At 62.5% G+C, this 19,284-nt stretch carries 15 protein-coding genes; 7 read left to right on the forward strand and 8 right to left on the reverse strand.

Going from position 1 to position 19,284, the window contains the following annotated elements; translation table 11 throughout:
• Nucleotides 1-16 precede the first annotated feature (16 nt).
• A complete protein-coding gene (locus TRIHO_RS19145) occupies nucleotides 17-310 on the reverse strand; it encodes a DUF1330 domain-containing protein (protein WP_068247563.1) in 294 nt (97 codons plus the stop codon).
• Between the two features lie 215 nt (nucleotides 311-525).
• Nucleotides 526-3,591, reverse strand: coding sequence for a valine--tRNA ligase (locus TRIHO_RS19150; RefSeq protein WP_068247566.1), 3,066 nt, complete (start codon nucleotides 3,589-3,591; stop codon nucleotides 526-528).
• A gap of 481 nt (nucleotides 3,592-4,072) precedes the next feature.
• Between TRIHO_RS19150 and TRIHO_RS19155 the strand changes: the two genes are divergently transcribed.
• From TRIHO_RS19155 to TRIHO_RS19165, 3 genes are all read left to right on the forward strand, one after another.
• The gene (locus tag TRIHO_RS19155) at nucleotides 4,073-6,382 is read left to right on the forward strand and encodes a xanthine dehydrogenase family protein molybdopterin-binding subunit (protein ID WP_068247568.1); all 2,310 of its coding nucleotides are present in this window, start codon (nucleotides 4,073-4,075) and stop codon (nucleotides 6,380-6,382) included.
• Complete coding sequence (locus TRIHO_RS19160; RefSeq protein ID WP_068247697.1) at nucleotides 6,360-7,445, forward strand: DUF2235 domain-containing protein; 1,086 nt, start codon at nucleotides 6,360-6,362, stop codon at nucleotides 7,443-7,445. The genes TRIHO_RS19155 and TRIHO_RS19160 overlap by 23 nt, the downstream gene beginning before the upstream one ends.
• Nucleotides 7,446-7,605: 160 nt before the next feature.
• Nucleotides 7,606-8,562: a homocysteine S-methyltransferase family protein gene (locus TRIHO_RS19165; RefSeq protein WP_068247571.1), complete on the forward strand. Its 957-nt coding sequence runs from the start codon at nucleotides 7,606-7,608 to the stop codon at nucleotides 8,560-8,562.
• An 18-nt stretch (nucleotides 8,563-8,580) separates the two neighbouring features.
• On the opposite strand, the gene TRIHO_RS19170 is transcribed toward TRIHO_RS19165, so the two are convergent.
• Both TRIHO_RS19170 and metF read right to left on the reverse strand, forming a co-directional pair.
• Nucleotides 8,581-9,063, reverse strand: a complete 483-nt coding sequence (locus tag TRIHO_RS19170) for a PaaI family thioesterase (RefSeq protein WP_068247574.1) — start codon at nucleotides 9,061-9,063, stop codon at nucleotides 8,581-8,583.
• A 62-nt stretch (nucleotides 9,064-9,125) separates the two neighbouring features.
• Nucleotides 9,126-9,995: a methylenetetrahydrofolate reductase [NAD(P)H] gene (gene metF / locus TRIHO_RS19175; protein WP_068247700.1), complete on the reverse strand. Its 870-nt coding sequence runs from the start codon at nucleotides 9,993-9,995 to the stop codon at nucleotides 9,126-9,128.
• A gap of 166 nt (nucleotides 9,996-10,161) precedes the next feature.
• Between metF and TRIHO_RS19180 the strand changes: the two genes are divergently transcribed.
• Nucleotides 10,162-11,067: a LysR family transcriptional regulator gene (locus tag TRIHO_RS19180; RefSeq protein ID WP_068247577.1), complete on the forward strand. Its 906-nt coding sequence runs from the start codon at nucleotides 10,162-10,164 to the stop codon at nucleotides 11,065-11,067.
• Between the two features lie 66 nt (nucleotides 11,068-11,133).
• Here the strand turns inward: TRIHO_RS19180 and TRIHO_RS19185 are convergent, their stop codons facing one another.
• Nucleotides 11,134-12,159: an NADP-dependent oxidoreductase gene (locus TRIHO_RS19185; protein ID WP_068247580.1), complete on the reverse strand. Its 1,026-nt coding sequence runs from the start codon at nucleotides 12,157-12,159 to the stop codon at nucleotides 11,134-11,136.
• Between the two features lie 234 nt (nucleotides 12,160-12,393).
• Between TRIHO_RS19185 and TRIHO_RS19190 the strand changes: the two genes are divergently transcribed.
• A complete protein-coding gene (locus TRIHO_RS19190; RefSeq protein WP_068247583.1) occupies nucleotides 12,394-13,179 on the forward strand; it encodes an inositol monophosphatase family protein in 786 nt (261 codons plus the stop codon).
• Between the two features lie 96 nt (nucleotides 13,180-13,275).
• Here the strand turns inward: TRIHO_RS19190 and TRIHO_RS19195 are convergent, their stop codons facing one another.
• The 3 genes from TRIHO_RS19195 to putA form a co-directional block, all read right to left on the reverse strand.
• The gene (locus TRIHO_RS19195; protein WP_068247586.1) at nucleotides 13,276-13,677 is read right to left on the reverse strand and encodes a GFA family protein; all 402 of its coding nucleotides are present in this window, start codon (nucleotides 13,675-13,677) and stop codon (nucleotides 13,276-13,278) included.
• A gap of 10 nt (nucleotides 13,678-13,687) precedes the next feature.
• A complete protein-coding gene (locus TRIHO_RS19200) occupies nucleotides 13,688-14,452 on the reverse strand; it encodes a rhomboid family intramembrane serine protease (RefSeq protein WP_068247589.1) in 765 nt (254 codons plus the stop codon).
• Nucleotides 14,453-14,544: 92 nt separating this feature from the next.
• Nucleotides 14,545-17,952 carry a bifunctional proline dehydrogenase/L-glutamate gamma-semialdehyde dehydrogenase PutA gene (gene putA, locus TRIHO_RS19205; protein ID WP_068247592.1) on the reverse strand — a complete coding sequence of 1,136 codons (3,408 nt, stop codon included), beginning with the start codon at nucleotides 17,950-17,952 and terminating at the stop codon, nucleotides 14,545-14,547.
• Nucleotides 17,953-18,065: 113 nt separating this feature from the next.
• On the opposite strand from putA, the gene TRIHO_RS19210 reads away from it, so the two are divergent.
• Together TRIHO_RS19210 and TRIHO_RS19215 are read left to right on the forward strand one after the other, a co-directional pair.
• A complete protein-coding gene (locus tag TRIHO_RS19210; RefSeq protein ID WP_068247595.1) occupies nucleotides 18,066-18,542 on the forward strand; it encodes an Lrp/AsnC family transcriptional regulator in 477 nt (158 codons plus the stop codon).
• A gap of 167 nt (nucleotides 18,543-18,709) precedes the next feature.
• Nucleotides 18,710-19,219, forward strand: coding sequence for a tetratricopeptide repeat protein (locus TRIHO_RS19215; RefSeq protein ID WP_068247703.1), 510 nt, complete (start codon nucleotides 18,710-18,712; stop codon nucleotides 19,217-19,219).
• The last annotated feature ends 65 nt before the right edge of the window (nucleotides 19,220-19,284 follow it).

Genomic DNA, 19,284 nt, shown 5'->3' on the forward strand with positions numbered 1-19,284 from the left:
CTCCTCTTGCGCGGACTCAGCCGTCGTAGCCTTCGACAATTTCCATATCACCGGTGGAGACCGGATCGCGCAAGACCTTTGCGGTCTGATAGGCGACACTGTCGTAGCAGGCCTTGGCGGTTGCGAAATCCTTGAACTCGATCACCACGGTGCGCGACCGCAACTGGCCCTCGCGGATTTCCTTTGCGCCACCGCGCACCAGAAACCGGGCGCCGTAGTCTGAAAAGGGGGCGGCATTCGCTGCGATGTAATCCTTGTAGCGCTCCATGTCGTCAATATCGACATGTGCGACCCAATATCCTTTTGCCATGTGTCCCCCACCTGCAATCGGACCGGTGACCGGTCTCTTTCATATTCCGCACCAAGCTGAACCAGAACGGACGGCTTGGCAATCACCACCTATAGGCGATTGTCGATAATTTCACGGGGAAAGACCGCCTTTGTGCATCCTTTAAGCCGCTCTTGCACAACAAAAAACGCCCGCGTGCGGGACGCGGGCGTTTATTATTCATTTTTTGCGATGGTTCAGCCGATTTCGGACAATCGCGCAAGGGCGTCCTTGATCCGGCTTTCTTCCTCTTCGCGCTGACGCAGGTTTTCCTTGGCTTCCTCGACGACCTCATCCGGGGCACTGGCGACGAATTTCGGGTTGTTGAGCCGCCCCCGCAGGCCGCCCAGTTCCTTGGCAAGTTTGCCGAGGGTTTTTTCCAGACGCGCCTTTTCGCCGCCGATGTCGATGATATCCGCAAGCGGCAGCAGGAAGGACGCACCGGGGGCCGAGATCGACACGCAGCCCTTGGGGGCGGTTTCGACCGCTGTCAGGTTTTCGATCCGGGCCAGGCGCTTGATCAGCGTCTCGTTGGCATCCCAGGCGGCCTGACCGGCGGCGTCGATGTCGCTGACCAGCATCTCCACATAAAGCCCGGCGGGCACATGCATCTGGGCGCGGGCAGAGCGGGTGTTCTCAATCACCGAGATCACCCAGTTCATTTCCGCATCCGCCTCGGGTTTGACCAGATCGGCGGCTTTGTAGACGGGCCAGTCCGCATGCACCAGCAGGGTGTCGCGGGGGCCGGTCGCGCCCCACAGCTCTTCGGTGATGAAGGGCATGATCGGGTGCAGCAGGATCATGCACTGATCCATCACCCAGCGCATGGTCTCGCGCGTTTCGGCCTGCGCCACCGCATCGTCCCCCTGCAGCAGCGGTTTGGACAGCTCCACATACCAGTCGCAGACCTTGCCCCAGACAAACCCATAAAGCGCCTGTGCCGCATCATTAAACCGGAACGCCTCCATCGCCTCGTCCACCGCTTCGCGCACGCGGGCGGTCTCGCCCACGATCCAGGCGTTGACGGCGGCCTTGGGGGCGAGCTGATCAACGGTTCGCTGCGGCACGGCGGGGGTGAAGACCTCGTTCATCTCGGCAAAGCGCACGGCGTTCCAGAGCTTGGTGCCGAAGTTGCGATAGCCCGCGATCCGCTGCATATCGAGCTTCAGCACGCCGCCCAGCGAGGCCATCGCCGCATTGGTGAACCGCAGCGCGTCGGCGCCGTATTCGTCGATGATCTCCAGGGGGTCGATGACGTTGCCGGTGGATTTCGACATCTTCTTGCCCTTGGCATCGCGCACAAGGCCATGCAGGTAGACGGTGTCAAACGGGATCTGATCCACAACGGCCAACTGCATCATCATCATCCGGGCGACCCAGAAGAACAGGATGTCCTGACCGGTCACAAGGGTGGAGGTCGGGAAATACTTCGCGCTCTCCTCACTCCACTCCGGCCAGCCCAGCGTGCCAATCGGCCAGAGGCCGGAAGAGAACCAGGTGTCGAGGACGTCGGGGTCGCGCCACATCGGAACCTGCATCGGGCCTTCAAAATTTTGGATGGTACCTTCGGTGCGCACATCCATCAGCTTGCGCTGTTCGACCAGAATGTCGACGGCTTCGTGCTGGTCCTGGACGATGCGGAATTCGGTACCTTCGGCAGATTGCAGACGGGCCTTTTTCAGCGCTTCTTCTTCCGTAGCGGCACAGATCGGGTACCAATCCTCTTCGCCGGGGATGTACCAGACCGGGATCTGATGACCCCACCAAAGCTGACGGGAGATACACCAGGGTTCGATGTTTTCCAGCCAGTGGAAATAGGTCTTCTCGCCCGACTCCGGCAGGATTTTGACGTCGCCATTGCGCACGGCATCCAGCGCGGGGGTGACGATCTTGTCGGTCTCGACAAACCACTGATCGGTCAGCATCGGCTCGATCACGACCTTGGAGCGGTCGCCAAAGGGCTGCATGATCGGCTTGTTCTCGACCAGCGGAACAAGCACCTCGATCTCGTTGCCTTCGTCATCCTTCTGAACCTCGGTGGTCATCACCGCGAGGCCCTCGTCGGTGATTTCCTGCACAACGAGCTTGCGTGCCTCGAACCGGTCGAGACCGCGTAGGTGATCGGGCACGAGGTTGATGGCGTCCACCTCATTCTCGGTGAAGGTCGCCCCCCCCGACAAATAGGCTTGCGCATGGGCCTGCGCCTTGGTGGCCTCTTCGGCGTAGGGGGCACCATCGGCGCGCATGGCGCCCTTGGTGTCCATCAGCCGGTACATCGGGATGCCACCGCGTTTGGCGACCTGATAGTCGTTGAAGTCATGCGCGCCGGTGATCTTCACCGCGCCGGAGCCGAAATCCTTGTCCGGGTACTCATCGGTGATGATCGGGATCAGGCGGCGGTGTTCCTTGGGGCCGACCGGAATTTCGACCAGTTTGCCAACGATGGGCGCGTAACGTTCGTCCGAGGGGTGCACCGCAACCGCACCGTCACCCAGCATGGTTTCGGGCCGGGTGGTGGCGATAGAAATGTAATCGCGCTCCTCGCTGAGGGTTACGTTGCCCTCCGCGTCCTTTTCCACATAGGTGTAGGTCGCGCCGTCGGCGAGCGGGTATTTGAAGTGCCACATATGGCCGGCGACCTCGATATTCTCGACCTCAAGGTCAGAAATCGCCGTTTCGAAATGCGGGTCCCAGTTCACCAGCCGCTTGCCGCGGTAGATGAGGCCCTTGTTGTACATCTCGACAAAGACCTTGATCACCGCATCGTGGAAATCAGGCGAGTTCTCGTGGCCGGTGCGGGTGTCGCCCGCAGCGCCCGCCATGGTAAAGGCGGTGCGAGAGTAATCACAGGAAGCACCCAGACGTTTCAGCTGGTTGATGATGGTGCCGCCGGACTGCTCTTTCCACTCCCAGATCTTTGCCAGAAAGTCCGGGCGGGAGAAATCGGTGCGTTTCTTGCCCTCGGCAGCCAGTTGGCGTTCGACCACCATCTGGGTCGCGATGCCGGCGTGGTCGGTGCCCGGTTGCCAGAGCGTGTCATAACCCTGCATGCGTTTCCAGCGGATCAGGATGTCCTGCAGGGTGTTGTTGAAGGCATGGCCCATGTGCAGCACGCCGGTGACATTCGGCGGCGGGATCATGATGCAATAGGTTGACGCGCCGGGACGCGCGTTGGCGCCGGCGGTGAAACAGCCGGCTTTTTCCCAGGCGTCAAAAAGGCGGCCTTCCGCCTCGGCTGCGTTGAATGTCTTTTCCAGTGCCATATCCGTTGCCCCGTCCGTCGTCCTGCGTCTGTTTATGCGGCGATCTGCGCGCGTTGCGCCATCCCATATCGAATGAGGCGACAAAGGGAAAGTCTGGAACCATCAACGGTTCGGTCTCCTCTTGGAGCCGGTTTGTGATTTTTTTGCGGGAGTGGCCGTTTCGGGGTGTCTGATAACCAAATATTAAATCTGATTTGAGACAAACATGGATGAAGGTTGCAGGACCCACCCCACCCACCCACTCCCACTGCAGCCTGACATTTTTCCTTCCCCGGTGCGCGTGTGCCCGGTCAGGGCTGACGCGTCTCACGCGGATCTGACGGGGCGCATGGGCGCCGGGCGAAGGCGAATGTCGTTTTATCGCGCAATCGCGTCCCCCTTCCCGACAAATTTCCTTCACCTGTTCAGGGCTATGACTGGACAACCGCGTCGGGGGCATTAGGCTCCGCCGCGACAAAGGCACATGCGAGGGAGCGGTCACATGAACAAGCAGGTCGAGAAGTTCGGAAAAAGCCAACCCCTGACGCGGGTTGAGGATCAGCGGTTTCTGACCGGGCAGGGGCGGTATCTGGAAGACACCATGCCTGAGGGCGCGCTGACCGCTTATGTGTTTCGCAGCCCCGTGGCGCATGCGGAGATCACCACGCTGAATGTCGAGGACGCCCGCGCGGCAGACGGCGTGCATCTGGTGTTGACGCAGGCTGATCTGGTGGCGGCGGGCATCGAGGCACGTCTTGACGGGGCGCTGGTCAAGAACATTGACGGCAGTTCCGGCGCAGCCCCCGTGCGCCCGGTGCTGGCGGGCGACCGGGTGCGCTATGTCGGAGAGCCGGTGGCGGTGGTCATCGCCGATACCCTGGATCAGGCCCGCGACGCGGCAGAGTTGATCGAGTTCGACTATGACGATCTTGACGTGAAACTCGACCTGGCGGTCGGCGGCCCGGAGATCCACCCCGAAGCGCCCGGCAACCGGGCCTTCAACTGGGGGCTGGGCGACAAGGCGGCGACCGACGCGGCCTTTGACAAGGCCGCCCACACCGTGCGCCTGCAAGTGGTGGACAACCGGATCATCGTGAATTCGATGGAACCGCGTGGCTGTCATGCCGTCTGGTCGCAGGGACGCCTGCATTTCACCTATGGCGGTCAGGGCGTCTGGGCCATGAAAGATCAAATGGTGCAGAAATTTAACCTGTCGCCAGAGGATGTGCACGTGGTGACGCCGGACGTTGGCGGCGGCTTTGGCATGAAGGGGATGCCCTATCCGGAGTACTTTGTCGTGGCGCAGGCGGCACGGGTCCTGGACCGCCCGGTGGGCTGGATGTCGGACCGTACCGAAGCCATGCTGAGCGACAACAGCGGTCGGGATCTGACCTCGCTTGCGGAGCTGGCGTTTGATGCGGATCTGAAGATCACCGCCTACCGCGTGCATACGCATTGTAACCTTGGGGCCTATAATTCGCATTTCGGGCAGCCGATCCAGACACAACTGTTTTCGCGTGTCTTGGCAGGGGTCTACGACATCCAGACCGCCTGGCTCGAGGTCGATGGGATCTATACCAACACCACTCAGGTCGATGCCTATCGCGGCGCTGGCCGACCCGAGGCGATCTATGTGCTGGAGCGGGTGATGGACCGCGCGGCGCGGGATCTCGGGGTCGATCCGCTGGAGCTGCGGCGGCGGAACTTTATCGCGCCGCAGAAGTTTCCATACCGTTCGGTCTCGGACGAGACCTATGACGTAGGGGATTTCAACCTGGTGCTTTCGCGATTGGAAAAAGAAGCCGACCTTGCCGGATTCGCAGCCCGTCGTGCCAAGGACGAGGCTGAAGGTCGTTACCGGGGCGCAGGGCTTTGTTACTATATCGAAAGTATTCTGGGTGATCCTTCCGAGTCCGCAGATGTGGAATTTCTGGAGGACGGTCGTGTGAACATCTATGTCGGCACGCAAAGCAACGGACAGGGGCATGAAACCGTTTATGCCAAGTTCCTTGCTGACCAGACCGGAATTCCGTTTAGCGCCATCACTGTCATTCAGGGCGACAGCGACCGTATCGCCAAGGGCGGCGGCACCGGGGGGTCCCGGTCTGTGACCACACAGGCGAATGCGACCCTGGCTACGGTCGACAAGATGGTCACCGCTTTTGCACCGTTCATCGCCGATGAACTGGGAGTTGCGGCGGAAGCTGTCGAATTCGACGGCGAAACCTTCCGCGCGCCGGGATCCAACCTTACGCCGACCGTTCTGGAAGCGGCCGAACTGGCGCGGGAGCGGGGGCGCGAGGACTTGCTGCGCCATCAGGCAACGGCGGTTCTGGATGGGCGATCCTTTCCGAACGGGGCGCATCTGGCAGAGATCGTGGTTGATCCGGAAACCGGTCAGTCGGTTGTCGATCGCTATACGGTCGTCGACGATTTCGGCAACCTGATCAATCCGATGCTGGCCGAAGGTCAGGTGCATGGTGGTGTCGCGCAGGGGCTGGGTCAGGCGATGCTGGAACATGTTGTCTATGACACGGAGGGGCAATTGCTCACGGCAACGTTCATGGACTACGCCATGCCGCGTGCCGAAGATATGCCCTGGGTCGGGTTCACCTCGGAACCGGTGCCGTCAACGCAGAACCCGATGGGTATGAAGGGCTGCGGCGAGGCAGGTACCGTCGGGGCGCTGGCCGCGGTCGCCAATGCCATGCAGGACGCGCTGTGGGATCGGGGCGTGCGTCAGGTGGACATGCCGTTCACGCCAGTCAAACTATGGGAGTTGTTGCAGGATGTTCCTCAAGCGGCTGAGTAAAGGTGTTCTGGGATGGCTCGGGCGGCCACGGCTGCTGTCCGCGCAATCCTCGGAGTCCGTTGCTCGTGGGCCGCAATGCCACGTGATCATCCTCGATGGGACCATGTCGTCGCTGGAGCCGGGGCATGAAACCCATGCCGGCATGGCCTACAGGCTGTGCAAGGAAATGGGGCCGGGCGTGTCGGTCTACTACGAGGCGGGCGTGCAATGGTCGGCCTGGAATAAGACGGCCGATGTGATGGTCGGGCGCGGCATAAATCGCAAAATTCGCCGCGCCTACGGGTATCTTGCCTCGCGCTACCGCCCCGGCGACAAGATCTTTTTGCTGGGGTATTCGCGCGGGGCCTATGCCGTGCGCTCGCTGGCGGGGGTGCTGGGGGCGGTCGGGCTGTTGAAACAGCAGCACGCGACCGTTCGCAATATCCGCACCGCTTACCGCCACTACCAGCTGAGCAGCGGCGCCGAGGTTCGCGCAGCTTTTGCACGCGCCCATTGTCACGAGACAACTGAGGTCGAGATGGTCGGGGTCTGGGACACGGTCAAGGCGCTGGGGCTGCGGTTTCCGATCCTGTGGCGCTGGGCGGAGACCCGACATGCCTTTCACGACCATCGGCTGGGCGCACATGTAAAGGCAGGCTTTCAGGCGCTGGCACTGGACGAAACCCGGGATGTCTACACACCCGTGCTGTGGGACAGTAACGAAGGATCCGGCGGGCAGATCGAACAGGTCTGGTTCCGTGGCTCGCATGGGGATATTGGCGGCCAGCTTGGCGGCTTCGAGGCTGCGCGCCCCTTGGCCAATATTCCGTTGATCTGGATGCTGGAACGGGCGGAGATGTCCGGCCTGCCGCTGCCACGTGACTGGCGCATGCGGTTTCCGGTGGATGCAGATGCGCCGACGGTCGGAACCTGGTCTGGCTGGGGCAAGATCTTTCTCTTGCGCAGTCGCCGCAAGGTGGGACGGGACATCAGCGAAAAGATCCACCCGAGTGCCCGATCCTCCCATGAGGCCCGCAAATCGGCGCATTGGCGTGCGTTTTTTCTGCGCCGGACCCCACATTGAACCGATTGTGACATTGAACCAGGGGGCTTTCGGGCGAGCGAACGCGCCTCGCTTCGGTGCCCGTGTCAGTGTCTGGGGCAAGGCCCTTGGCCCGTGGCCCTGTCGCGCCTACAAATGTATCCAGGCCAACAGGGCATGGGTATGAACACAGGCGGGACAGATGGCAGAGGACGGACGAGCGGACCCAACGGATCGGCAGGCGATGTTTCTGACCTATACCGGGATGGAAACCGATCTGATATTTACCCAAGGGGTCGCGCTGCCGGGGTTCGCGGCCTTTGCATTGCTTGAAACGCCAGAGGGACGGGAGAGGATTCAGACCTATTACCGGGACCTGATTGCGATCGGGGCGCAATACGGGCTTGGGGTGATCCTGGAAAGCCCGACCTGGGTTGCCCACCGGGACCGGGCGGCCGCGCTGGGCTATGGGGCCGAGGCGCTGGCTGCGTTGAATCGGCAGGCCATCGACCAGATGTGCGCGGCGCGAACGCTCTATGGTGATCTTCCGACCCTCATCAGCGCCAATATCGGGCCGCGTTTTGATGCCTATGCGCCGCAAGGCCGGATGAGCGTGGCCGAGGCAGACGACTATCACAGCGAACAGATAGCGGTTCTGGCGCAGACGCAGGTTGATCTGCTCAGCGGCTATACGCTGGCCTGCAGCAACGAAGCGAGCGGCATCGTAAGAGCGGCCAAACAGCGTGACCTGCCGGTTGTGATCGCTTTTACGGTCGAGACAGACGGACGCCTGCCAACGGGAGAAACGCTGCAGGATGCGATCCAAACGGTGGATGCGGCCACAGGCGGGTATGCGGCCTATTTCATGATCAATTGCGCCCACCCCGACCATTTTGCCGAAACGCTGGAAGACGCGCCCTGGATGCAGCGGCTGCGTGGGGTCGTGGCCAATGCCTCGCGGTGCAGCCACGCAGAGCTGGACGACGCGCAAGAGCTGGACGCGGGCGATCCGGTGGCGCTGGCACAGGACCTGTCGGCCATCGCCCGACGTTTTGCACAGATCAGCGTTCTTGGCGGGTGCTGCGGCACCGATATGCGCCACCTGGCCGAGATTGCAAAGCAGGCCCCGAAAGACCGGGCCGTGACACCCCCCGGCTGAGGCGGGCGATGCCGGTCGTCAGGGTGCCAGTTTCATCACGATACATGTGGTGGAGCCCGTGGCATAAAGCTTGCCATCCTCGACGCCACGGATTTCGCCATGCGCAATCCCGGTGGAGCGGCCGACGTGGTCAATCTCGCCCCAGCAATCGACGGTCATGCCAAGCGGGATCGGGCGCAGGATGTTGATCTTGTATTCCAGCGTTGTGTAGACGGAGCCTTTTGGCACCCGGGTCATCACCGCGCAGGCCATGGCGCTGTCCAGAAGGGTGCCGTACCAGCCGCCGTGCACGGTGCCCATCGGGTTTGTGACTGCAAACTCCGGGGTGCCGCGAAACACCACGCGTCCGGGGGCAACGCTGTGCAGGGTATAGCCCATGGTGGTGCCGATGGGCGGGCCGGGCAGGCGGCCCTCCAGGATGCCGGTCATGAATTCAAGGCCGGAGATCGTCGCGATCTCGGCCATTGGCATCAGGTCCTGGGCTGAAGTTGCAATGGCCATGGCGTCCTCCGGGCTTTTGCTGTTGCGCAGAAGCTAGGAGGACGCAGAGCCGTCAACAAGGCTTACGCCACGTTCTCCAGGCGGATCTTGGATTTGACCCCAAGCGCATGGCAGACATCGCGGGTCAGCTCGGGGCGGTTGAGCGTATAGAAATGCAGTTTCTTCACGCCGCCTTCGAGCAGCTCTGTGCACAGTTCCGAACACAGCGCCGTCGCCAGCAGGTCGCAGCGGTCGTCGCGCTGGGCCTTGTCAAAGGCTTCGTCCAGCCAGGCCGGGATCGTGGTGCCACAGGCCTCGGCAAAGCGGCGCACGCCTTTCCAATTCTCGATCGGCAGGATGCCGGGGGTGATGCGGTCGGTGTCGATCCCGGCCTTGGCGCAGGCGTCGCGGAAGCGGAAAAAGCTTTCTGCTTCGAAGAAGAACTGTGTAAGCGCCTCGGTGGCACCGGCGTCCAGCTTGCGTTTCAGCCAGTCGACATTGGCCTGCTGGCTGGCGGCTTCCGGGTGGCTTTCAGGATAGGCGCCGACGCAGAGGTTGAATTTCCCCTTGGCGGCCAGCGCCTCGATCAGCTCGACAGAGGAGGCAAAACCATCCTCTGTTGGGGCAAAGCTGCCCTGATCCTTTGGCGGGTCGCCGCGCAGGGCGACAATATCGGTGATCCCGGCCTCGGCATATTGATCGGCAATGGCGAGGGTTTCGGCGCGGGTGGCGGACACACAGGTCAGATGCGCTGCAACCTTCAGGCCGGAATTCTTGTGCAGGGTGGTGACCGCATCGCGGGTCAACTCGCGGGTGGTGCCGCCCGCGCCATAGGTCACGGAGACAAACCGCGGCCCCAGCGGCGACAACGACTGCACGGTATCCCAAAGACGGAAGGAGGCTTCGAGGTTCTTGGGCGGGAAAAATTCAAAGGAAATTTCAGGCGTGCTCACTGTCTCTGTCTCCTCAAGGTCCACCGGGACCGGAATGGGGGCGATCTGCGGCGCTGTGTCGCTTTTGACGGCGCAAGGGTCGCAAGTCATTTGACCCCTTGTGTCACGAGAACTAAGAGTGAAGCAAATTCATATTTCTCAAGAACAACATGAGGCGCACCGTAGAATGCACATCGAGTTCCGTCATCTGCGCACGATCAAGGCGATTCACGAGGAGGGGGGACTGGCCCGCGCGGCGGATCAGTTGAACATCACCCAAAGCGCGCTGAGCCATCAGATCAAGGGGTTGGAGGAGCAAACCGGGGTGGAGCTTTTCCTGCGCCGCTCCAAGCCGATGAAACTGTCGGCGGCCGGCATGCGGTTGTTGCGACTGGCGGATCAGATTCTGCCCCAGGTCGAGGCGGCTCAGGCAGAATTTGCCGCTTTGCGTGATGGCGAGGCGGGGCGGTTGCATATCGCGATCGAATGCCACGCCTGTTTCGAATGGCTGTTTCCAGTGCTGGAAGGGTTCCGCAAAAGCTGGGGCGACGTCGATGTGGACATCCGTCCGGGCCTGGCGTTCGAGGCGATGCCGGCGCTGAAACGCGAAGAAGTGGATCTGGTGGTGTCTTCCGACCCGGAAGAGCTGCCGGGGGTGACCTTCATCGAACTCTTCGATTATAACCCGGTTTTTGTGGCGTCGGCGCAGCATCCGCTGGCGGCGAAACCCTATGTCGAGGCCGAGGATTTCCGGGGGCAGACCCTGATCACCTATCCGGTGGACCGGACCCGGCTGGATGTGTTCAGCCAGCTTCTGATTCCGGCGGGGGTCGAGCCTGCGAGCATCCGAAAGGTGGAACTGACGGCGGTGATCCTGTTGCTTGTTGCCTCGAACCGGGGGGTGTCGGTGCTGCCGGACTGGGTGGTCCGCGAGGTGAAGTATTCGTCCGATTATGTGACCCGCCCCCTGACCGAGGCCGGGATTACCCGTCGGCTTTATGCGGCGATCCGCAGCGATGATGAGGGCAAGCCCTACATGCAGGAGCTGATCCGCCTGGCACGGGTCGAAGCGCGCAAACTGCAACAGAAATAGTGTCGCGACGCGCCCCACGGACGCAGCATGCGCCAGCGGTGCGCGTCGCGGCACCAGAAGACCGTATCAGTCCAGTTTCACCACCTGTTTGCCGGTGTTGCCGCCCTTGAGCATCTTTATGAACGCCTCAGGTGCATTCTCCAGACCGGTCGCCACATCCTCGACAAAGCGCACCTGACCACCGGCGACCAGTGGCGAGACCTCTTTGAGGAAGGCCGGGTAGCGGTCATAGTGATTGGCGATGATGAAACCGCTGATGGTGAGATGCTTGACCAGCACCGTGCGCCACAGGCCGGGCGCGGTCAGCCGGGTGTCGCTGGTTTCGCCATCATACCAGGCGATCATGCCGCAGAGGGGAATGCGCCCGAAACGGTTCATCAGCGGCAGCACCGCTTCCAGGACCTTGCCGCCAACGTTTTCAAAATAGATGTCGATGCCATCGGGGCAGGCCTCGGCCAGGGCGGCGCGCAGGTCCTTGGCCGTGGCATAGGACCGGTGGTCGAGACAGGCATCAAACCCAAAGGTATCGGTGGCGAGTTTGCATTTGTCGGCACCTCCCGCGATGCCGACAACCTTGAGCCCGCGCGCCCGCGCCAGCTGGCCCACCATGGATCCGACCGGCCCGGTTGCGGCAGCGACCACGAGGGTCTCGCCCGCTTTGGGGCGGCCGATTTCGTTCAACCCGTGCCAGCCGGTGAACCCCGGCATTCCCAGCACGCCGAGCGCGGCAGAAATGGGCTGCAACGCGGGATCCAGCTTTTGCAATTGGGCGCCGGGCAGGCAGCCATGGCTGGCCCAGCCGAACATGCCCAGAACCGTATCGCCCGGCGCAAGGTCGGGATGGTTCGAGGTGACAACCTCGCCCACCGCGCCGCCCTCCATCGCGCCGCCCACCGGCACCGGATCGGCATAGGAGGCCACGTCGCTCATGCGGCCGCGCATGTAGGGGTCGAGGGACATGTACTGGGCCTTCACCAGGACCTCGCCCGGACCGGGGGTCGGCAAGTCTGTGGTCTCCAGCCGGAAATTCTCTGCTGTCGGGGCGCCCTCGGGACGGCTGTTGAGGACGATACGCTGCATCTTGGATGTCATAAGACGGATGCTCCTTTGAGTTTGGGCCGCTGCCATGTGCGGCGGCGGAGTCAGGATGTGAACCAAACAGTTCAGATCGGCTGATGCAAGCCCCGGCGCGACGTCAGGGCGGTTTTGACGCCGGGCTTGGTTTACCATATCCCCAACTGGGCCCGGTTTCTCCCTTGGCAAGGGCGGCGCGGGGGTGTATGGGCACCCTTTGACCGCATCTCCCCCGCAAGGACAGCTCGTACAATGATTGGTAGCGCAAATCTCAATGTGATGATCAAGGCCGCCCGCAAGGCCGGCCGTTCCCTCGTGAAGGATTTCCGCGAAGTGGAAAACCTTCAGGTTTCCACCAAGGGGGCCGGAGATTTTGTCAGCCGCGCCGATATTGCCGCCGAACAGATCCTCAAGGAGGAGCTGATGGGCGCCCGCCCGACCTATGGCTGGCTGGCGGAAGAGGGCGGCGAGGAGCCGGGCGAGGATCCGACGCGCCGCTGGATCGTCGATCCGCTCGATGGCACCACCAATTTCCTGCATGGTCTGCCCCATTGGGCGATCTCCATCGCGCTGGAACACAAGGGCAAGATCGTTGCCGGTGTGGTTTTTGATGCGGCCAAGGACGAGATGTTCTTTGCCGAAAAGGGTACCGGAGCCTGGATGAACGAAACCCGTATTCGTGTCTCGTCGCGCCATCGGATGATCGAGTCTATTTTTGCCACCGGGCTGCCCTTTGCCGGCCGCTCGGACCTGCCGGAAACCCTGCAGGATCTTGCCCGTCTGATGCCGGCCTGTGCTGGCGTGCGCCGCTGGGGCGCTGCCGCGCTGGATATGGCCTATGTGGCCGCTGGTCGCTACGAAGGGTTCTGGGAACGTCGCCTGAACGCCTGGGATCTGGCGGCGGGCATCATCATCGTCAAGGAAGCCGGCGGTCTGTGCGAGGCGCTTGATCCTGCGGCTTCGATTGTCGAAAGCGGTGAAGTGATCTGTTCAAACGAACCCATCTTTGAAAATTTCGCCAAGGTCATCCGCACCTAAGCGCGTTTCAATCATTGCGGTGAGACAAGCGCGTGCCCGATGATCCGGGCGCGCGCTTTTTCTTTGCGCCATGTTGGGGGAGAAGGCTGCCCGGCCTCAGGTGGCGGTGGTGCGATCCGACGGGTGATTGACGCCGTCGCTCCAGGGGATCTCACCATGGGTCCGCGCATGGTGGCGTGGGTTGCCGCCGTCGATACAGGCGAGGTTTATGCCGCATTGGCGCGGGTCGGAGCGCCGCTGATGGTACATATAGATCCCGCAGGTTTTGCAGAAATAATGCTGCGCGGTGTGGCTTCCCCAGGTGTAGAGTGTCAGGTTCTCCTCGCCCTGAAGTATGCGCAAACTGTCGGTGCGCGCGGTTACGGCGGCTGCACCGCGCCGTAAACAGAACGAACAATCACAGCGGCTTGCTGAGGCAAGCCCGTCTGGCAGCAGCGCCGAAATGGTGACGGCACCGCAATGGCAGGTTGCGCGACAGGTTTCGTCCTTTGTGCCCATGTGATGTCTCCTACTTTCCCCAGGGGCCAGGCTGGCGAGGGATTCGACGTACCCGCGGGATGCGAGAGCTGCTGAGGTGGGTTTCGGGATGCGGTGGATGGCCGTCTGTTCGGCGCCAGAACCTTGGCCCGCCGCGTGCGATCCACAGGGGCAGCGTCAGCGCCAGCCCGATGAGGAACCCACCGGCATGGGCCCAATAGGCGACACCGCCCAGCGACGGATCCGCGCCGACGCCGCCGATGAATTGCATGCCGAGCCAGAGACCCAGCATCACAAAGGCCGGAACCGGCACGATACGAAAGAAGACGACAAGGATGATCAGGATGTCCACCTGCGCCTTGGGGAACATCAACAGATAGCCCCCCATGACGCCCGCAATGGCCCCGGAAGCTCCGACCAGGGGCACATTGGACGACGGTGCAGACACCACATGGGCAAGCGTCGCCCCGACACCGCAGACCACATAGAACAAAAGAAATGGCAGATGGCCCATCTCGTCTTCCATGTTGTCGCCAAAGATCCACAGAAACAGCATGTTGCCGGCCAGATGCATCAAGCCGCCGTGGATGAACATTGAGGTGAGCAAGGTCAGCGGCGCCTCGCCTGCCATGATCTCGCGCGGGATGGCGGCAAAACTGTCATAGAACATCATCAGGCTGCGGTCGGTGGCAAAGCTGGTCGAATACCACAGGTAGCCGAGGATATTGGCCGCCATCAGCAGATAGACAACATAAGGCGTGCTGCCGGACGGATTATGGTCGCGTAAGGGAAACATCCGCAGAAGCTGGGCCGTTCCCGGCCCAGCGTCAAGAGGTTAGATCCGGTTTCGCCTACCACCGACCCGTGGTTGCCGAAAACCGGGGCGGGTCAGGCGTTGCCGCCCAGCAGGGCCGCATTGCCCCCGGCCGCCGTGGTGTCGACGCAGACATGGCGTTCCGCCAGCACCCGCGCCCGGTCGGGGCGCCCGGGGATCAGCGGCAGGATCGGGCCCGCCCGTCTGGACAGCGCCTGCTCGATCTCGCGCCCGGTCGCGGCGTCGCCCCACCACAGCACGCCGGACAGGCCCTCAATATGTTGCAGCCTGTGCAGGTCCATCATGCCATCCGCGATCAGGGCGGTGCCACCGAGCGCCTGGACGATATCGGCCTGGTCCGCGGCAGCGGCGCTGCCCGGTCCCAGGCACAAAAGCGGCGGTCGGGCTGAAACCGTCAGCCGGTTGGATTCGCCTGTGGGGCCGGGCAGGGAGGTGGTTACCGGCGCGGCAGCCGAACCCGTTGCCGACGGCAGGTCCGCCATTGTGTTGGACCAGCTGTCCTTGCTGACCTGGCGGTCGGGGGCGCAGAACCGCGCCAGGTAGTGGGGGCCGCCGGCCTTGGGACCCGTGCCCGACAGACCTTCGCCGCCAAAGGGCTGGCTGCCGACGATAGCGCCGATCTGATTGCGGTTCACATAGAGATTGCCAGCATGCACACGGTCGCAGACGTGCTGAACCCGGTCGTCGATCCGTGTGTGCAGCCCGAAGGTAAGTCCGTATCCGGTGGCGTTGATTGCATCGATGACCGTATCCAGCTGGCGCGATTTGAAGGTCGCCACATGCAGGACAGGGCCAAAGATCTCTTCTTCCAGATCGCCGATGCCGTTGACCCGGATCAGCGTCGGGCCAACAAAGGTTCCGCCTTGCGGCGCCTGCATCTCTTTCAGCACCCGACCTTCGCTGCGGGCCTGTTCGATATGGGCGAGGATCTTGGCACGGGCGGCCTCGTCGATCACCGGACCGCTGTCGGTGGCCAGATGCCAGGGGTCATCGAGATCCAGCACCTCCATCGCGCCCTGCAACATGGTCAGCACGTCCTCGGCCACATCTTCCTGCAGGTAGAGACAGCGCAGAGCAGAGCAGCGCTGACCGGCAGATTGGAACGCACTTTCGACAATGGCCTGCACGGCCTGTTCGGGCAGGGCGGTGGAATCCACGATCATGGCGTTCAGCCCGCCTGTTTCCGCAATGAGGGGCGTGCCGGGGGCGCAGTGTTCGGCCATCGCGGCACGAATGCGCAGGGCGGTGGCGGTCGAGCCGGTAAAGGCAACGCCGCCCACGCGCGCGTCGCCGGTGATCGCGGCGCCTACGGTGCTGCCGCGACCGGGCAGAAATTGCAAAACCTCACGGGGGACGCCGGCCTCATGCAGCAGTTCGACGGCACGATAGGCCACCAATGGTGTCTGATCTGCCGGTTTCGCCAGCACGGCATTGCCCGCCGCCAGCGCCGCCGAAACCTGCCCCGTGAAAATCGCGAGCGGAAAGTTCCAGGGCGAAATGCAGCTGAAGATGCCCGCAGGCGGGGCATCGGGAATGCGCGCCGCGTAGTAGCGCAGGAAATCCACTGCCTCGCGCAGTTCTGCCACCGCGTCCATCTGCGTCTTGCCGGCCTCGCGCGCCAACAAGGCAAACAGTTCGCCAAAATGCGTCTCGTAGAGATCGGCCGCCTTGTTCAGCGCCTGGGCGCGGGTGCTGGCGGGCACATCCCAGATGGTGGCCGAGGCCAGGGCCAGTTCGATATCCTCGGCGCTGGATTGCGCGACTGTGCCGATCTCGCTGAGGTCGCTTGGGTTGGTTACCGCTGTCGGACTCTCCGGGGCGGCCTTGCCGGACAGCAGCGGCTTTGCCTGCCAGTGATGATCCCGGAACGGCGCACGGGTTGCCTCGATGGCGGCAAGGGTTGGCGCGTGGCGCAGATCGAACCCCATGGCATTTTTGCGTTCGGGCTGAAAGAGCTCGACACCGGTTGGAATGTCGCTGGCAAGGTCGTCGATGTCCAGGAACGGATCGGCGGCGACCACCTCTGGCGGGACGTCCTCGTCGACGATCTGGTTGACAAAGGAAGAGTTGGCGCCGTTTTCCAACAGGCGCCGCACCAGATAGGCCAGCAGGTCGCGATGGGCGCCAACCGGGGCATAGACACGGCAGCGGGTGGCGTTCTTGTCCATCACCTTCTGGTGCAGGGTTTCGCCCATGCCATGCAGGCGCTGGAATTCAAAGGCTTGCCCCTCTTGCGCCAGATGCAGGATGGCGCTGACCGTATGGGCGTTATGGGTGGCAAACTGCGGATAGATCCGATCTGTGCGCGCCAGCAGTTTGCGGGCGTTGGCAATATAGGAGACATCCGTCAGCGCCTTGGAGGTATAGACCGGAAAGCCGCCCATCCCCTCTACCTGCGCGCGCTTGATCTCGGTGTCCCAATAGGCGCCCTTGACCAGCCGCACCATAATGCGGCGATCGTGTCTTTCTGCCATTTCATACAGGGCGTCGATGGCCAGACCGGTGCGCGGCCCGAAGGCCTGAACCACGACGCCGAACCCGTCCCAGCCCTTGAGCGCCGGATCGCAGATCACCTCTTCGATCACCTCAAGGGACAGCGACAGCCGGTCGGCCTCCTCGGCGTCCACATTCAGCCCCATGCGGGCCGCCTTGGCCAGGATCGCCAGCGCCTTTAGCCGGGGAACAAGCTGTTGGCGGACCGATGCGGTCTTGGCGATCTCGTAGCGCGGGTGCAGCGCCGACAGTTTGACAGAAATGCCGGGGTTTTCGCGGATGTCATTCTTGGTGCAGGCGGCGGCAATGGCGGAAATCGCGCGCGAATACGACAGGTGATAGCGCGCGGCATCCGCTTCGGTACGGGCGGCTTCTCCCAGCATATCGTAGGAATAGGTATAGCCCTTCGCCTCCATATTGGCGGCACGTTTCATCGCGCTTTCTATGGTCTCTCCGAGGACGAACTGGCGGCCCATTTCCTTCATTGCGCGGGCCACCGCGGTGCGGATCACCGGCTCTCCGAGGCGTTTCACCGCCCCCCGCAGCGCGCCAATCGGGCTGCGGTCTTCGTCCAGAACACGCCCCGTCAACATCAGCGCCCAGGTGGAGGCATTGACCAGCGACGAGGTGGATTTGCCAAGATGCTTGCCCCAGTCAGAGGGCGCGATCTTGTCCTCGATCAGCGCGTCGATGGTATCCGCATCCGGCACCCGGAGCAGCGCCTCGGCAAGGCACATCAGGGCGACGCCTTCCTCGGTCGACAGGCCGTATTCGGCCAGAAAGACCTCCATCAAACCCGGCGCGGAATGGCCGCGGATGTCTTTTACCAGCTGCGTGGCGTCGGCGCAGATGGCCTGTCGTTCCGCCTGCGACAGGGCTGCCTGTGCTACCAGCGCATCGCGCATATGGGTTTGGTCAACATAGGTCCCGGCATCAATCTGGTCGCGCAGTTTCAGGTCATGTGTCATCAGGATGTCCCCATCGTCAGAGATATGACCTAATATACCGCGTTTTATCTGGTCATTTGTCCCGTAACTGGGGATAACACAGTCCATATGCGTCTATTTACGGAGGTGTCTTGATGCAATCGCGCTTTCCCGGGCTGGACCGGTTTGACCAGGCGATTCTACGTGAGCTCAGTCACAATGGCCGGGTGTCGGTTTCTGATCTGGCGCGCGGGATCGGCCTGTCCAAATCGCCCACCCAAACGCGGCTGAAACGGTTGGAGGCGGAAGGGTTCATTCAGGGCTACCGGGCCTTGATCGATCCGATCCGGTTGGGGCTGGATCATGTCGCCTTTGTCGAGGTCAAGCTGACCGACACCCGGGAGATGGCGTTGGCGGCGTTCAACGCCGCCGTGGTGCAGGTGCCGGAAATCGAAGAAGTTCATATGCTTGCGTCCCATTTCGACTATCTACTCAAGGTGCGCTGCCGGTCCATGTCTGATTTTCGCGCGGTGCTGGGAGAGAAGGTTTCCTCCCTGCCTTATGTGTCCTCGACCTCGACCTATATGTCGATGCAGACGGTCAAGGACGACGGTGGGCTGGGCCCGATGTAGGGCAGGGCAAAGCTGTCACCAGATGCGGGGCGGCGCGGTTTCTGGACGCCGCGCGCGAAGTTGTGATTTGTTCACCGCGTCAGGGTGGGCATGATTGGGTCATGTTGTGCCCTGTGATCCCCCGGTTTGTTTGCCTTGTCGCGTTTGTCTGTGGCGCGGGGGGCGCCATGGCGGTCTGTCCGGCGCCACCGGATCATTCCAGTCAGATCAGCGCCCTTTTGGGCGAAATCCAGTCGGCTGAGACCGAACACGAGGCCAGGCTGATCGGCAATGAGCTTTGGACCTATTGGGCCGATGCACCGGATGCAGAGGCGCAGGCGATCCTGGATCGGGGCATGACCCGGCGCTCTGCCTATGATTTTCTCGGTGCGCTTGCGGATTTTGACCTGCTCATCGCCTATTGTCCGAACTATGCCGAAGGCTACAATCAGCGGGCCTTTGTCAACTATCTGCGCCGGGATTTTGCGCGCGCGCTGGTGGATCTGGAGCGGGCGCTGGCGCTGTCGCCCCGGCATGTGGCCGCGATGAGCGGCCGCGCCCTGTCGCTTTATGGGCTGGGGCGGCTCGAAGAGGCGCGCATCGCATTGGAATCCGCACTGGCGTATAATCCATGGCTGACGGAGCGCTACCTGCTCGCGCCCGGAGGCCCGCTGGATATGGAGGATGTCGAACTCTAGCGCCGCGCGCGGATCACGGTCTGTGCCGATGCCGAATTTCCGATTGAACCCCGCACCATGCGCGG

This window comes from Tritonibacter horizontis, assembly GCF_001518015.1.
Taxonomy (GTDB): Bacteria; Pseudomonadota; Alphaproteobacteria; order Rhodobacterales; family Rhodobacteraceae; genus Epibacterium; species Epibacterium horizontis.